General features: G+C 72.2%; 6 protein-coding genes and 12 pseudogenes. 7 read left to right on the top strand and 11 right to left on the bottom strand.

Going from position 1 to position 15,085, the window contains the following annotated elements; genetic code table 11:
• Positions 1–3,143: 3,143 nt before the first annotated feature.
• From UK94_RS73215 to UK94_RS45250, 6 pseudogenes are all read left to right on the top strand, one after another.
• A pseudogene (locus UK94_RS73215) lies at positions 3,144–3,204 on the top strand (hypothetical protein); the annotation flags it as partial.
• Position 3,205: 1 nt separating this feature from the next.
• Positions 3,206–3,507 (top strand): annotated as a pseudogene (locus UK94_RS45270) (glycosyltransferase family 2 protein); the annotation flags it as partial.
• Position 3,508: 1 nt separating this feature from the next.
• Positions 3,509–3,604, top strand: a pseudogene (locus UK94_RS45265) (glycosyltransferase family 2 protein); the annotation flags it as partial.
• Position 3,605: 1 nt separating this feature from the next.
• A pseudogene (locus UK94_RS45260) lies at positions 3,606–3,992 on the top strand (glycosyltransferase family 2 protein); the annotation flags it as partial.
• Positions 3,989–4,505 (top strand): annotated as a pseudogene (locus tag UK94_RS45255) (glycosyltransferase family 2 protein); the annotation flags it as partial. The pseudogenes UK94_RS45260 and UK94_RS45255, both read left to right, overlap by 4 nt.
• Position 4,506: 1 nt before the next feature.
• Positions 4,507–4,830: pseudogene (locus tag UK94_RS45250) on the top strand (glycosyltransferase family 2 protein); the annotation flags it as partial.
• A gap of 1,659 nt (positions 4,831–6,489) precedes the next feature.
• Here the strand turns inward: UK94_RS45250 and dapE are convergent.
• The 6 genes and pseudogenes from dapE to UK94_RS45235 form a co-directional block, all read right to left on the bottom strand.
• Positions 6,490–7,581, bottom strand: a complete 1,092-nt coding sequence (gene dapE, locus UK94_RS09035; protein ID WP_011607174.1) for a succinyl-diaminopimelate desuccinylase — start codon at positions 7,579–7,581, stop codon at positions 6,490–6,492.
• An 86-nt stretch (positions 7,582–7,667) separates the two neighbouring features.
• Entirely contained in the window at positions 7,668–8,510 is an 843-nt protein-coding gene (locus tag UK94_RS09030) for a 2,3,4,5-tetrahydropyridine-2,6-dicarboxylate N-succinyltransferase (RefSeq protein WP_011607175.1), read from the bottom strand.
• Between the two features lie 167 nt (positions 8,511–8,677).
• On the bottom strand, positions 8,678–10,456 hold the full coding sequence (gene dapC, locus UK94_RS09025) for a succinyldiaminopimelate transaminase (protein WP_055749434.1): 1,779 nt from the start codon (positions 10,454–10,456) through the stop codon (positions 8,678–8,680).
• A 59-nt stretch (positions 10,457–10,515) separates the two neighbouring features.
• Positions 10,516–10,596 (bottom strand): annotated as a pseudogene (locus tag UK94_RS45245) (ferredoxin); the annotation flags it as partial.
• Positions 10,597–10,628: 32 nt separating this feature from the next.
• Positions 10,629–10,776 (bottom strand): annotated as a pseudogene (locus UK94_RS45240) (ferredoxin family protein); the annotation flags it as partial.
• A 1-nt stretch (position 10,777) separates the two neighbouring features.
• Positions 10,778–10,839: pseudogene (locus tag UK94_RS45235) on the bottom strand (ferredoxin); the annotation flags it as partial.
• 551 nt (positions 10,840–11,390) lie between these two features.
• On the opposite strand from UK94_RS45235, the gene UK94_RS09010 reads away from it, so the two are divergent.
• Entirely contained in the window at positions 11,391–12,347 is a 957-nt protein-coding gene (locus tag UK94_RS09010; protein WP_011607178.1) for a transglutaminase-like domain-containing protein, read from the top strand.
• 48 nt (positions 12,348–12,395) lie between these two features.
• Here the strand turns inward: UK94_RS09010 and UK94_RS45230 are convergent.
• The 5 genes and pseudogenes from UK94_RS45230 to UK94_RS08995 form a co-directional block, all read right to left on the bottom strand.
• A pseudogene (locus UK94_RS45230) lies at positions 12,396–12,540 on the bottom strand (flavin reductase); the annotation flags it as partial.
• 1 nt (position 12,541) lies between these two features.
• A pseudogene (locus tag UK94_RS45225) lies at positions 12,542–12,905 on the bottom strand (flavin reductase family protein); the annotation flags it as partial.
• A gap of 227 nt (positions 12,906–13,132) precedes the next feature.
• On the bottom strand, positions 13,133–13,354 hold the full coding sequence (locus tag UK94_RS45220; protein ID WP_313949469.1) for a DUF6113 family protein: 222 nt from the start codon (positions 13,352–13,354) through the stop codon (positions 13,133–13,135).
• Positions 13,355–13,368: 14 nt separating this feature from the next.
• Positions 13,369–13,597: pseudogene (locus UK94_RS45215) on the bottom strand (hypothetical protein); the annotation flags it as partial.
• Between the two features lie 437 nt (positions 13,598–14,034).
• A complete protein-coding gene (locus UK94_RS08995) occupies positions 14,035–15,012 on the bottom strand; it encodes a trypsin-like peptidase domain-containing protein (protein ID WP_083866936.1) in 978 nt (325 codons plus the stop codon).
• Positions 15,013–15,085 lie beyond the last annotated feature (73 nt).

Here is a 15,085-nt window from a genome sequence, read left to right as displayed (position 1 = left end):
CAGGCGAAGAACAGCCCGGCGGAGATCCCGAGGGTGGCGAACACGAACAGCAGGACGAGCTTCGACAGCGCGAAGAACGCGTTCTCGATCGGCACCCAGGGCGCCTTGCGCAGCCCGGCGAGCACCGAGTCCTGCAGCGTGAACACGCACCAGAAGGCGACCGCGGCCACGAAGAACACCGAGAACCACGGGCTGAAGTCGCCGAGAAACGTGCTGTGGCCGAACAGCGCCACGAAGCCCAGGGCGAGCACCGTCGCCAGCAGGCCGGACAGGACGTAGGCGTCCCGAATGATCTTTCGGCGGGGCTTCATCGCCGCGGGGATGGTCGCCGGCAGGATGTTCTGCTGGTTGAGCTGAGCCAGCCCNGACAGCAGCAGCATCGTGGAGACGGCGGTGGAGGCACGCCCGACGTTCTCGGGCGAGTACTTCCAGGCGGCGATCGCCCAGAAGGCGATGCCGAGAACTCCGGTGATAGCCGTGGACGCCATCAGCAGGATCGCGTTGCGCAGCAACGGCGAACGCAGGATCCCCGTGGCCGACGAGACCGCCCGCAGGGGGGCGAACCGCGGACGGGGTCTGGTCCGGGCATGGCGCGGACGGGACTGCTCCCGCCCGCGCGCGCCGGGGCGCCCAGGGCTACTCTGCTTCACCTCGCGTGGTCCTCCGCTTCACCTGACCTGCTCCGATCCCCGCCACCGAGCTGGGCGCGTCGCGCCCGCGCGAACGCGAACGGTCCCGAGGCGATGCCGAGCACCTCGGTCAGCACCAGCTCCGCGGGGAAACGCGGCCCGCGGCTGACGTTCTTCGACGACCGCGGGAGCAGGAGGAACAACAGTCCGGCGGGTACCCGGCGCATGATCTCCAGCAGCTCCCGGGGGCTGGCCGTCGCCTGGGCCAGNAGCATCGCGGACAGNCCGGTGCCGTAGTTGCGGAGCTGGTCGAGCAGCTCGCCGTACTGCTGCCGGTGCGTGTGGTAAACGATCGCCGACGGCTCGTAGACGATGCGGTGACCGGAGCGGATGGTCCGGGTGAACAGTTCGAGGTCTTCCCCGGCGTGCGTCGGCGTGCCGGGCCCGAGGATCTCGTTGAAGCCACCGAGCGCGCGGACGGTGTCCGCGTCGAAGGCGACGTTGTTGCCGGAGCCGAACGCGCCGGCGGCGTACGGGTAGAGGGCGCTGCCCCGGGTCCAGCGGTCGTAGACCCGCCGCTCGAACCCCTTGCCGAAGCCGCCGTACTGCTCGAACCAGATCTGCGCCGAGGTCGTCAGCTCGTCGGGCAGCACCAGACCGGTCACGCAGCCGACGTTGTCCGCGGCGTCGAACCCGCTGAGGATCGCCGGCAGCCAGTGCTGGTCGACCTGGGTGTCGTCGTCGAGGAAGGCGATGGCCCGCCCCCCCGCCGCCGCGAGCCCGGTGTTGCGCGCGCGGGCGGCGCCCCGGCGTGGCTCGCACAGGTAACGGAACCGCCCGTCCGCCCGGCCGACCGCCTCGACGAGGTCACGGGTCGCGGCGGTGGCGGGGGCGTTGTCGACGATCAGGAACTCGATGTCGGTGGCGGCCACCGCACGCAGGGAGGTGATCAGTCGGTCGAGGCTCGCCGGCCGGTCGCGGGTCGGGATGACCACGCTGGCCGGGCTGCGCCGTTCCTGCACGGAGACGGGCCAGGTGTGGGAGCACTCGTGCTGGTCCAGGCCCTGCTTCTTGACCATCAGCGGGATCTCGACGGCGTTGGCGTCGCCGCTGTCGGGAATCTCGAGCTGCCCGACCGGGATGCCGTGGCAGCGGACCAGCACCCGGACCTCGCCGAAGGTGGCCTGCGGGCGACCGAGAGCCGCCCGGGCCGTCAGCAGCGCGGTGGTCAGCTCGTACTCCGCGATCCGGACGGGCTGGCCGGCGTCCGGCTCCTGACCGACGACGCGATGACGCCCCTGCACCCGTGAGCACAGGACCGCGAGCCGATACCAGGCCGCGAGGGTGGTGAGCAGCCGTCGCGCCGGTGCCGGTCGAGGTCCGGGTTGCGCAGCGGTTCCGGACAGGATCGCGGGCGTCCCCGCTNCTGAACTGGACGCATTGATGACAAGGGCATCCGCCGACGGGGACGGGATGACCGCAGGGGACGGGATGGAGGCGTCGTCGACGCGCGCGGGAGTCGCGAGACTATCGGCCTTGATGGCCGCGGGAATGTGCTCTTGACCACACATCTGAGGTTCGTCCGTTGGATTCGGCGCCGCGCAGGCGCTTATGGCCTGCCTGGGAGAACAGCAAGGTGCAACCAGAGCGGCCGGACTTTCCGACGCCGTGCGAGATGTCAGACCGGAACGCTCCGCGCCGCCTTGCCGATCAAATTCGAGCATGCTGAAGCCAGCCCCCCAACTGACCAACGACAGAGATCCGCCATGGACGATTCGGACAATCTTGCCCAATGGCGGTAATAACAAGCTACGCGCGAAGTGTCCGACTCCCGAACCAGCCCCCCAGCCTTCGGAAGGTGGCGCGCCAGGCTTGCATGCCTTTTTGCGTATACGCCACCCGTTCCGGTCATGCTAGCACGTCGGTGGGCCCCCTCCCGGGGCCGGACGCTGCGGGCCGGACACACCCGAGGACACCGTAACCGCTGGTGAGCGGGCTTCACGCGCTTGTTACGCAGCAGACCCGAGCCGTTCTCGTCCAGGCCCCAGCATCAGCCTCGTCCGCACTCGAACCGGCACCCCAGCACCGGGCCAGACCCGGCGACCACCCTCGAGAGATTCTAGTTACACATCGATCGTTCACCTTGCCGACCGTTCGATCTGATGGTTGGCGAGCGGCGCAAAGCCGCCGTCCACCCGCCCTTTGCCCCGGCGAAAGAAACACGATCCGGGCCGCATCACAAGGCGTGATCGAGCCATTGCGGCCATGGAACCTTCGAGAGGATCGGCGGGCTGGTAGCCGCCGAGCGCCGGGTCCTGCTATCCTTCAGCGGGGGTATGTGGTGCGCGCCAAGAATCGGCGACGACCAACGGGGGCACGGGGGCACGGGGAGAAATTCAGCCTCCATCCACGGGCATTCCTCCGCGGCGACTCCGCCTGTCGAGGGTCCCGCAGGGCATAGCGCCCAGGGCCCTTCGCACGGGGGGCACCAAGTTTCATGGGGGGGAAATACTCATGTCGTCAACGCAGCATCGACCTACCGTGAGCGTCATCATTCCGACGCTGAATGAGGCCCNCAATCTGGCGCATGTCTTCGCGCGGCTGCCCGCCGACGTGGAGATCGTGGTCGTCGACGGACGATCGACGGACGGAACGGTGGAGGTCGCCCGCCGCCTGCGCCCGGACGTGGTCATCGTGAACCAGACCAGGCGCGGGAAGGGTAACGCGCTGGCCTCCGGGTTCGCGGCCGCCACCGGTTCGATCATCGTGATGCTGGACGCCGACGGCTCGGCCGACCCGGGCGAGATCGACGCGTACGTGTCCGCGCTCGTCCTCGGCGCGGACTTCGCCAAGGGGTCGCGCTTCTGCGCCGGCGGCGNAAGCAGCGACATCACCAGGCTGCGCGCGCTGGGCAACCGGGTTCTCAACGGCCTGGTGAACCTGCTCATCGGCAGCCGCTACACCGACCTGTGCTANGGGTACAACGCGTTCTGGCGCCGGTGCCTGCCCGTCCTCGAAATGGACCCGGGCCCGGCGGACTCGGTGAAGCGCTGGGGCGACGGATTCGAGATCGAGACCCTCATCAACATGCGGGTCGCCCTCGCCGGCCTGCGGGTGGTCGAGGTGCCGAGCTACGAGCACCACCGGATCCACGGCGCCAGCAACCTCAACGCCGTCTCCGACGGTATCCGGGTGCTGCGCACGATCATCGTCGAGCGGCGTGGCAAGGGCCGTCTGCGGCCGCACGCCACCGTCCTTCCGCACCCGCTGCTCGAAATCCCCGAGCAGCCGCAGCCGCGAGGCGCTGCCGGCGGTCCCGCCGCGCCGGTCGCCAACCCCGCGACGCAGTTGGAGAGCGCGTGACCCAGGATCTGACCGACGGCCTCCCGGGCCTTGGCGTCAAGGACGTCGGAGGCATCGAGGGCGTCAGGGGCAGCGGAGGCGTCGGAACCGTCGACGCGCCCGCGCCCGCGGCCGAACGCCGTTCCGCCGGCGAGCGGCCGAGCGCCTCGGTGGTCGTCTGCTGCTACACCGAGGCACGCTGGGACGATCTGCGCGGAGCCGTCGACAGCGCGCGTGCGCAGCTCGCGGCCGGGGACGAACTCGTCCTCGTCGTCGACAACAACGACACGCTCCTGCGGCGCGCCAGCGCGGCCATGCCGGAGGTGACGGTCGTGGCGAGCACCGGCCCGCGCGGCCTGTCCGGCGCCCGCAACACCGGGGTCGCCGTCACGACGGGCGAGGTCGTCGTGTTCCTCGACGACGACGCCCGGGCGGAGCCCGGCTGGCTCGACCGTATGCTCGCGCCCTACGCGGATCCCCAGGTCATGGGAGTCGGTGGAGCGGCTCTGGCGGCCTGGCCGACCGACCGGCCCGNCTGGTTCCCGCCCGAGTTCGACTGGGTGGTCGGGTGCAGCTACACGGGGTTGCCCACCTCCCGTGCCCCCGTCCGCAATCCGATCGGCGCCTCGATGTCGTTCCGGCGCTCGGCCTTCGAAGCCGTCGGCGACTTCACCGAGGGCATCGGCCGCACGGGGACCGACCCGATGGGCTGCGAGGAGACCGAGTTCGGGATCCGCCTGCGCCAGTCCAACCCGGACGCCGTCGTCCTGTACGAACCCGGATCGGTGGTCGCTCACCGCGTGACCAGCGACCGGGCGACGTTCACCTACTTCCGGCGACGCTGCTACGCGGAGGGGCTNTCGAAGGCCCGGGTCNCCGGCCTCGTCGGGCAGGAATCGGCCCTGGAGGCCGAGCGCACCTACGTGAGCCGGACCCTCCCGCGAGCCGTCTGGCGCGACCTGACCGGGGGTGGTCATCGCGCCCGCGCGGCGGCCGTCGTCTTCGGGGTGGCCGCGACCTCCTTCGGCTATGTGCGGGGCAGGGTGGGCCAGCGCCGCGTCGCGAGCTGAGAACACGCACTCGCGAGCGGAGAACAAGCGCCTCAGAACAAGCACCGGGAAGGGGTGCCGGGAGCCGTCCGATGCGGCTCCCGGCACCCCTTCGCCCGTCGCCCGGCCGGCAGCCACCCCGCCTTCGCGGGCTGTCCCCGGCGGGGGAGGCTACCTCAGAGCAGGGTTGACGGGGCGCGGTAAATCTTGATCCAGTCGACGTACATCGACACGGTTGGCGGCGTCTGCGCGTTACGACAGGGAATGAGCTGGAAACAGCCGCGGTCGTGTTGCAGCGTCATGTGCATCGGCTTGGTCGGAATCATGTTGCGCTCGTGTGAATTCGTCGGTCGGGTGACGGTCCAGACGGCCTTGCCGTCGAGGTAGTAGGTGATCCGGTTCGGAAGCCACTCCACCCCGACCGTGTGCCACTGAGTGAAATCCGCGTAAAGCTTGTTCTCGATCTGCCGGTTGTCGCTGCCGAGATGCAGGAAGTTGCCGCCGACCTGCCGCTCGGGGTCCGGCACCTCGAGGATGTCGATCTCACCGTCCGTCGGCCAGTGCTCCGACTGCGGCCACAGCAGGACCACCGCCGAGTATCCCGAACCGCGTTCGGCCCGGACCCTCGCCTCCCAGCGGCCGTACTGGAGGTTGATGCGGCTGGCCACGCCGCCCGAGACGTCCCGCCCGGNGGAGTCGATCCAGCCGGTGAGGCGCAGCGCGCCATCCGAGACCGCGACATTCTCCGGCGACCGGGGCATCAACTTGACCTGGGGNGAGTCATAGATCGCCCAGCGCTTGGTATCGAGCGCGGTTCCGTTGAAGGAATCGACCAGAACCGGGGTTCCCCAGATCGGATTCGGCGGATCCGTCGCCGCCGTGTCCGCCGTACCGCCGGTGACCGCGGGCGTGGACGCCGACGACGGTGACGCGGAACCCGACGACGTTGGTTTTTGGTTGTGCGATTCCGGTGCGACCATTGCTGGTGCGGACGGTGCGGACGACGCCGGTGCACCGGGGCTGGCCGAGCCGCCGCCGGTCCCCCCGGGACCGCCGCTGTCGATGGACACCGGGCCACACGCGGCCACCAGCAGCAACAGAACCAGGGAGAGGCGGCGGCCGGGCGGGCGAACTGACCTTCTGATGACAACCCCCCGTTGTGGACTTTGCACGGTGCCTCTCAGCTTTCGCCGACGCCACGACGGCCCAGTGGATCATGAACTGCTCGTCGCCTGGCGATGTCCNGCCATCACAGAATGCGAGCCTGAAAATCCGACCCAGCCCACCGAGATAAGCCGAGATCGCTCATTTTACCGTGCGCCAGATCGACGCCGGCAGCCAGTGGTCCGGGGTGATTGCGGACTCTTCGGTGACCGCCCGAATATCACCGTTGCGGGTCAGTCGCTCCGGCACTCAGGCACTCAGGCGGTCAGGCACTCAGGCGGTCAGGAGGTCAGGCGGTCAGGAGGTCAGGAGGTCAGGTAGCGGCGCAGCAGCCGTTCGCCCTCGTCGATCGCGGCGAGTTCGACGTACTCGTCGCGGGTGTGGGCGAGGTTCGGGTCACCCGGGCCGTAGTTCAGCGCCGGGATGCCGAGCTCGGCGAAGCGCGCGACGTCCGTCCAGCCGTACTTCGCCACCGGGACGCGACCGGTGGCGGCCACGAAGGCGGCCGCGGCCGGTGCGGCAAGCCCGGGGGGCGCGCCGCCCGCCCGGTCGGTCAGCTCCAGGTCGTAGCCGTCGAAGACCTCCCGGACATGGGCGAAGGCGTTCTCGACCGTGCGATCCGGCGCGAAACGGAAGTTCACCGTCACCCGGCACAGGTCGGGGATCACGTTGCCGGCCACGCCGCCGTCGATGCGGACCGCGGACAACCCCTCACGGTAGGTGCATCCGTCGAGCGTCACCGTCCGGGCCCGGTACTCGCCGAGCCGACGCAGGACCTCGGCGGCCTTGTGGACGGCGTTGTCACCGAGCCAGGAACGGGCGGAGTGCGCCCGGGTGCCGGGCAACGTGACGACGGCGCGCAGCGTGCCCTGGCAGCCGGCCTCCACCTCGCCGGAGGTGGGCTCCATGAGGATGGCGAGGTCCGCGTCCAGCCAGTCCCGGTGCCGGGCGGCGAGGCGGCGCAGCCCGTTGCGGTCCGCCGTGACCTCCTCGTTGTCGTAGCAGATCCAGGTGACGTCATGCCGCAGCGCGCCGACACCGGCGGGGGCGGAGGCATCGGTGAGCGGCAGGGTGGCCGCGAGCCGCAGCGCGATCGCCACGCCCGCCTTCATGTCGGAGGTGCCGCAGCCGTAGAGGCGCCCGCCCACCACCCGCGCGGGGAGGTTGTCCGCCAGCGGGACCGTGTCCAGATGCCCCGCGAGCAGGATCCGCGACGGCCGGCCGAGGAAGGTCCGGGCCACCACGGCGTCACCGTCGCGGGCGACCCGCAGCCCGTCGACCGCCGCCAGCGCCTTCTCCACCGCGTCCGCCAGCGCGGCCTCCTCGCCGCTGACGGACGGCACGTCGACCAGCCGCCGAGTGAGCTCGCCCACCGGGGCGGTGAGATCCAGATCCATGCGGACGACCCTATGGCTCCCGCGGATGCCGAGCCGCGGCGCCGAGCCGCCCGGCGGCGTGGCTCGACCCCGCGGAGACGGAGGTCTCAGCCGGCGACGCCGTGCTCGCGCAGGACGTCGTTCAGCGCCAGCTTGTCATGGATCTCGCCCTCGGCGAGGGTGCGCAGCACCAGGATGCACGGCATCGCGAACTCCCCGCCGGGAAACGACTTCAGCCGGCTGGAGCCGACGGCGACCGCCCGCTCCGGAATCTCGCCGCGCGGGTACTCCTCGCCGGTGTTCGCGTCGAAGACGTGGGTGGACGCGGTCAGGATCGCCCCAGCGCCGAGCTTGGCGCCGCGGCGGACCCTCGCCCCGTCGACGACCATGCACCGGCTACCGACGAAGGCGTCGTCCTCGATGACGACGGGGACCGCGTTCGGCGGCTCGAGCACGCCGCCGAGCCCGACCCCGCCCGAGAGGTGCACGTTGCTGCCGACCTGGGCGCAGGACCCGACCGTCGCCCAGGTGTCGACGAGGGTGCCTGCGCCGACATAGCCGCCGATGTTGGTGTAGCTGGGCATGAGGATCGCGCCGGGCTGGACGTGCGCACCCCAGCGGACGATGGCCCCCGGTACCACCCGGACGCCGTCGAACCGGGTCTTCAGCGGCATCCGGTCGTGGTATTGGAAGTCCCCGGCGGCCGACTCGGCCATCGGTAGGACCTTGAAGGACAGCAGGATTGCCCGCTTGGCCCGCTCGTCGACGACGACCGAGCCGTCTGCGGCGACGGTTGCGACGCGGGCGATCCCGGCGTCGATGGCGTCGACGGCCGCGACGATCGTCTTGCGCGCGTCGGCGTCGTCGGGGGTCAGGTCGGCCCGGCGATCCCACAGCTCGTCGATGATGGGATCGATCGGGGAGTCGATGCTCGTCTTGGGTGCGCTCACAGGCCCGACCTTACGAGGTCGGCGGCGTTACCGGCCACGCCGTGGTTCCCACCGCCACGGGGCTGCCCGTCGCGGAGCCGTCCGACCCGAGGCCGCGCTGCGCGGGTCGTGGGCGCGCGAGTTCCTCGCGGCGCCGGCTGCGGCCGACCCTGGGGCCGGCCGCAGGGTCAGCGGATGTCCGGCTCGCTGTTCCACGGGCCGCCGGCGGCGTGGCGGCCGGCTCCCGAGGGCTGACCGTGGCCGGTCGGCGGGTCGTCAGGCCCGGGCGGCCGGTCGTAGCCCGCGGGACTGTCGTAGTCGCCCGCGTGGTCGTATCCGGCCTGGCCGTCGCGCCGGGCCGGAGGGTCGTGATCGCCCGGCCGGGCGCCGTAGCCGGACTGCCGCGCGTGGCGCGGGGCGCGCTCGTAGCCGGGCTGGCCCTCATAACCGCGCTGGCCCTCGAAGCCGCGCCGGCCCTCGTAGCCGGGCTGACCCTCGTAGCCGGCCCGGCCCTGGTAGTTGGGCTGTCCCTGATAGTCAGGCTGACCCTGGTAGGTGGGCTGACCCTGGTAGTCAGGCTGACCCAGGTAGTCAGGCTGACCCTGGTAGGTGGGCTGGCCCTCGTAGCGGGGCTGGCCCTCGTAGCCTCGCGCACCCTCGTAGCCGGGCTGGCCGTCATAGCCGGGCTGACCCTCGCCCGGTCGCGGCTCGTACCCGGGCCGGGTCTCGTACCCCGCCGCGGACTCGTAGGGCACCCGCGCGGGCCCGGCCGGGTAGCCCGGGGCCGCCGCGGCGTAGCCGCCCTGCTGGGCGGCGTACCCCCCCGGCGGCCCGGGCTGCGGGTAGCCGCCGCCGGCCGGTCCCGTCGGGTGCGATCCCGCGCCGCCCGCCACCACGGCCGGCGCCAGCATGGTCATCCGCTCGGGGACGGTCGCCACCTGGGAGTCCGGCGCGGTGAGGGCGACCCGGACATGGTGGCGACCGCCCTCGCCGTAGAACGTCCCCGGTGCGACGAGCACGCCGACCCCGGCGAGGGCGTCGACCGTGGCCCACGCGTCCTCGCCGCGGGTGGCCCACAGATACAGACCGGCCTCGCTGTGGTCGATGGTGAACCCGGCGACCGCGAGCGCCGCGGCGAGCACCGCCCGCCGGTTGGCGTAGCGGGCCCGCTGGTCGGCGACGTGGATGTCGTCGGCGTAGGCGGCGGCCATCGCCGCCGCCACCGGGGTCGGCATCATGAACCCGGCGTGCTTGCGGACCCCGGTCAGCCCCTCGACGAGCTGCGGGTCACCGGTGACGAAGCCGGCCCGGTAGCCCGCGAGGTTGGACCGCTTCGACAGGGAGTGCACCGCAAGCAGGCCCTCGTGGGAACCGCCGCAGACGTCCGGGTGCAGCACGGAGACGGGCCGGGCCTCCCAGCCCAGCTCGATGTAGCACTCGTCGCTGGCGACGATGACGCCCCGCTCGCGGGCCCAGGTGACGACCGCGCGCATCTCGTCCACGGTCAGCACCCGCCCCGTCGGGTTGGCGGGCGAGTTCAGCCAGACGAGCGTCACCCCGTCCGCGGGACCGACGACCGGCTCGCAGCGCGCGAGCAGGGCGCCGACCTCGTAGGTCGGGTACGCCGGCGTCGGCACCCAGACCCGGTCCCCTGGTTCGAGACCGAGCTGCCCCGGGAGCTGGGCGACCAGCTCCTTGGTACCGAGCACCGGCAGGACGGCACCCGGATCCACGAGGACGCCGAGCCGGCGGGCCAGCCAGCCCGCCGCCGCCTCCCGAAGATCCGGGGTGCCGACCGTCAGCGGATAGCCCGGAGCATCCGCGGCACCGGCCAGCGCCTGCTGCACGACGGCCGGTGTGGAGTCGACCGGAGTCCCGACCGAGAGGTCGACGAGCCCGTAGGGGTGCGTGCGGGCCTTCTCCTTGTAGGAGACGAGCTGGTCCCAGGGGAAGTCGGGCAGCCGCACGCGGGAACGGGCTGGTGACCGCAGGACTCCGGAGGTGTTGCCCGACCTCCCAGAGCCGCTCAGGACTCGCCCTGGGGGGCCAGGGCGGCGACCGCCGGCGGGTCGAAGTCCAGCGCGCCCACCTTCGAGGCACCGCCCGGNGAACCGAGCTCCTCGAAGAAGTTGGCGTTGNTGTCTGTGTACCCCTTCCACTGATCGGGGACGTCGTCCTCGTAGTAGATGGCCTCCACGGGGCAGACCGGCTCACATGCTCCGCAGTCGACGCACTCGTCGGGCTGGATGTAGAGCATCCGTCCGCCCTCGTAGATGCAGTCGACCGGNCACTCCTCGATACAGGCCCTGTCCTTGACATCGACGCAGGGCTCCGCGATGACGTAGGTCACCGGTTGTTCCTCCTCGGGCTCGCGGGCGACTGAGTCCTTAGTATCGACATGGACAGTTCCGTGTCGACAACAAGGGCGTGCGCTGGTGGTGTATGTCGTCCNCATCACTCAGGCCGACATCGGCGCGCGAGTCATGATCCGCAGGCGCATCCCGGGTCCGATACCTCTCAGTGACGTCCTCGGGACACTGCAGTCATGGTCATCGCGCGTGCTGACGGTCGAAACGGCGGAGGGCACGCGCATCCAGATTACCGAGGAAGACGTGGTCGCGGCACGCGTCATACCCCCTCGACCCCCCGCGCGGCGATCACCCACCGATCCCGCCGCGCAGGTCACGCTGGCGGCAGGTCGTCTCGGCACCGATACGGACATACCGGCTCCGGGCACCATCGTCCGAACCCGGCCGGTCGCGCAAGCGACAATCCCAGACATGACGGATCCCCAGCACATGACGGATCCCCAGCACATGACGGATCCCCAGCACATGACGGATCCCCAGCACATGATGGGTCCCCAGCACATGACGGATCCCCAGCCATGACGGAGCGCGGATGAGCGCCCGCAGCCGTAGCCGGTTCGCCGAGGTCGTCCGGCGCGAGCCCGTCGACCTGGCCGTCGCCTGCCACCTGCTCGCCGCCGAGGCGGACGCGACCGTTGACGCCACCGACCCCGCGGCCACCCTCGGCGCCCTGGATGCGCTCGCCGTGCGCGCCCGCCCGCTGCTCGCCGCCCGAGCCACCGCCGCCCGGGGCTTCCCGAGGGTGGAGCGCGGAACGCCGCCGCCGGCCGGTGGCGCCGGCGGGGGCCAGCCGGGGGCCGGCGCCGACCCGGTCGGTCGCCTAGGGGAGCTGCGCCGCTTCGGCGCCCTCGATCCGCGGGCCGCCGCGGAGGCCCTGCACGAGGCGCTCGGTCTCGACGCCGGTTTCGCCGGTTCCGCGGACGACTACGACGATGTGCGCTCCTCGCTCCTGCCCGACGTCCTGCGGCGGCGCCGGGGACTGCCGATCCTGCTCTCCGTCGTCTGGCTGGAGGTGGCCCAGCGGCTCGGGGTCGCCGCCTACCCGGTCGGCCTGCCGGGCCATGTCGTCGTCGCCGTCGGCTCGCCCGAGGACTACGTGCTCGTCGACCCGTTCGCGGCCGGCCGGCTGCTGACCATCCACGACGCGGCGGCGAAGGTCCGCGCGGCCGGGGTCGCGTTCAGCCGGGCACACCTGGCCCCGATGAGTCCCGGGGACGTGCTGAGCCGCATCCTCGGCAACATCCGCATTCTCGCCGCCCGTTCGGACACGCCGCGGACCCGGCTGTGGGCCGTCGAGCTCTCGCTGCTGCTCCCCCACCACCCGGCGAACCTGCGTCGCGAGCGCGGGGAGCTGCGCGTGCGGCTGGGCGACTTCCTCGGCGGCGCGACCGACCTGACGACCTTCGCCGACACGGTCGCCGAGGTGGAGCCTGCCGCGGCCGCCGCCGCCCGCCAGGCCGCCGCCGCGGCCCGCGCCCGGCTCAACTGACCCGCCCCGCCTCAACTGACCCGCCCCACCACGGCTGGCCCGCCCGCCTCAACCGACGGGCTTTGCGCCACCGTCCTGGGCGGGGACCGGCTCGCCGGACGGCGCCAGGTCGAGGTACTGCCCCTCGAAGAAGACGAGTGGGTCGGCGTCGTCGCGAGGCTGTGCGAGCGACACCACCTCGCCGACGACCAGGNTGTGATCCCCACCGGCGTGCGTCGACACCGTCCGGCACTCGAAGACCGACAGGGCGCCGTCGAGCAGGACGACGCCGGTCTGCGCTCCGATCGTGTGCGGCCACTGGGCGAACATGTCGCCGGGCTGCTCATACGCCCGCCGCGCGAAGAAGCGAGAGGCCTCGGTCATGTCGGCGGCAAGCACCGAGACGCCCCAGACCCCGGCGGCCAGCAACGGGCCGTGGAACCGGGCGTCGCGGCGAATGCTGGTCAGCACCAGCAACGGGTCGAGCGACACCGAGACGAACGAGTTCGCCGTCATGCCGAGATGGCGCCCCTCGACGACGGTGGTGAGAACCGTCACACCTGTGGCGAACCTGCCGACNGCCCGGCGGAAGTCACCCACATCCGGGGGTACCCGGACGGCGGGTGGATCGCTGCGGATCTCCTGCGGCGGGCTGCCCACCCGGCTCACGCTACCGTCGCGGTCCCCTGCTGTGGTCCCGGATGCCGGAGCCGGTGACAACTTGCACAGTGCCCTTCCCGCTGCCGGCGAGGCATCATCCCTCGTCGCGGGAGCGCACCGTCGCGCTCGGGAGCGGCCGGCGACGGTCAGCGCAGGGGCGGCAGCACGGTGAACCCGCGGCGCGCCCCGCCGAGGACCGCCACGACGATCGGGCTCAGGCCGCCGAGCAGCAGGAAGGCGTACGCGGTGGCGCTGGCCTGCAGCAGCAGGTCACCCTCGGGGCGGGAGGCGGCGAGCAGCAGCACCACCGGCATCCAGCCGATCAGCACCGTCGCCGGGCCCAGCCGGGTGCCGGTCAGCCAGCGCACCAGCAGCGCCGCCNCCGCGTTGCCCACCAGGGCCAGCAGCAGTCCGACCGACAGCAGCGTCCCGCCCGGGCGGGGGCCGTCGGGAACGAGGAAGACGCCGTAGAGGCCCAGCCCGGCGCCGAGGACGACGCCCAGCGCATACGAGAAACCGAGGAAGACCCGACCCGGCTCCCGTTCGGCCGTGGACGCGGCAACCCCGGCCGGCCCGGATGGTCCCGATCTCCCGCCCGGAGCCGACGACACAGGCGCAGTCGGCCTTCCACCCGGAGACGACTTCCCGTCCGGAGCCGGAGCCGACGACGCGGACGCAGCCGACTTCCCANCCGAGGCCGCCTTCCCACCCGAGGCCGACCTTCCGCCCGGAGCCGACTTCTCGCCCGAGGCCGACTTTCCGCGCGAGGCCGACGACGCGGACGGCCGGGACGAAGGCGGCGTCCGACGGGGACCGGTACCGGGGCGGGGCATGGTCCGACAGTAGGACATGATGCGCGGGAACCGCCCGGCCAGTCCGCCCCGCATCCCCCCGCCGGGCGCCCCGGAGTGCCCAGCGCGACGATCATGGTGTTCCCTGGCCGCGCCGCAGTCCCCGAGCCCGCGCGGCTGTTCGCCGGAGCTCGGGCCGAGCCCCGGCCACACCGCCCGCCCGGGGCCCGCTCCAGGGGCGGCACCAGGGCATCGGCCTAGGTGGTCACGAGCTCCCGGGGGACGACGATGACGTCCACCATGGCGCCGCGCCGCCAGACCGTCAGCTCCACGGCGCGGCCGATCGTGGCCTCCGTCAGCAGCCGCTGAAGGTCGCTGGGGGTGACGATGGGAGCCCGGTCCATCGACAGCACGAGATCCCCGGTGAACAGGCCCGCACCGCCCGCCGGGCTGTCGACGACCACCTCGGCGAGGCGGACTCCGTGGCTCTGGCCGGTACGCTCCGCCACCGCCGGCGGCAGCGGGACCCGGACCCCGGCCACGCCGAGGTAGGCCCGGCGCACCCGCCCGTAGCGCATGAGCGCGGCGAGGATCTTCCGGGTCGCCGCGTTGACGGGGATGGCGAGCCCCAGCCCCACTCCGGCGACGGCGGTGTTGATCCCGACCACCCGGGCGTCGGCCGTGCCGAGTGCGCCGCCGGAGTTGCCCGGGTTCAGCGCCGCGTCGGTCTGGATGACCTCGTCCACCACCCGCACCGCGGAGCCGGCGCGGGTCGGCAGCGACCGGCCGAGCGCGCTGACGACGCCGGCCGTCACGCTGCCGGTCAGCCCGAGCGGGTTGCCGACGGCGACGACGAGCTGGCCGACCCGGAGCCCGGCGGCGTCGCCGAGGACGGCGGCCCGCGGCGTGGCTCCGCGGGCCCGCAGCACGGCGAGATCGGACAGCGGGTCGGCGCCGACCACGTCGAACTCGCGTTCGGTACCGTCCGCGAACTGGGCGAGCCCGACCGCGGCGCCGCCCCCGCCGAGCAGCCCCTCGACCACGTGGGCCGAGGTGAGCAGGAAGCCGTCGTCGGTGAACACCACGGCCGATCCCGCCCCGGCCCCGCGCCGGGTCCGCACCCGCAGGCTGGCCACCGACGGGGTCAGTGCGGCGGCGACCTGGGTGACGATCGTCGAGTAGGCGTCCAACGGTTCATCCGGACGGTGGGGATATTCCTCGTCGCTGGCGTGCATCCGAACCCTCCCGGACCGCATCCGTGCGTGCACTGATTACAGCGTTACACCGCTGCACATGTGCACCAACGGC

This window comes from Frankia sp. AvcI1 (assembly GCF_001420875.1).
Lineage (GTDB): Bacteria > Actinomycetota > Actinomycetes > Frankiales > Frankiaceae > Frankia > Frankia alni.
Note: the sequence above shows the minus strand (reverse complement) of the source record. Positions and strands in the feature narration are given on the sequence as shown.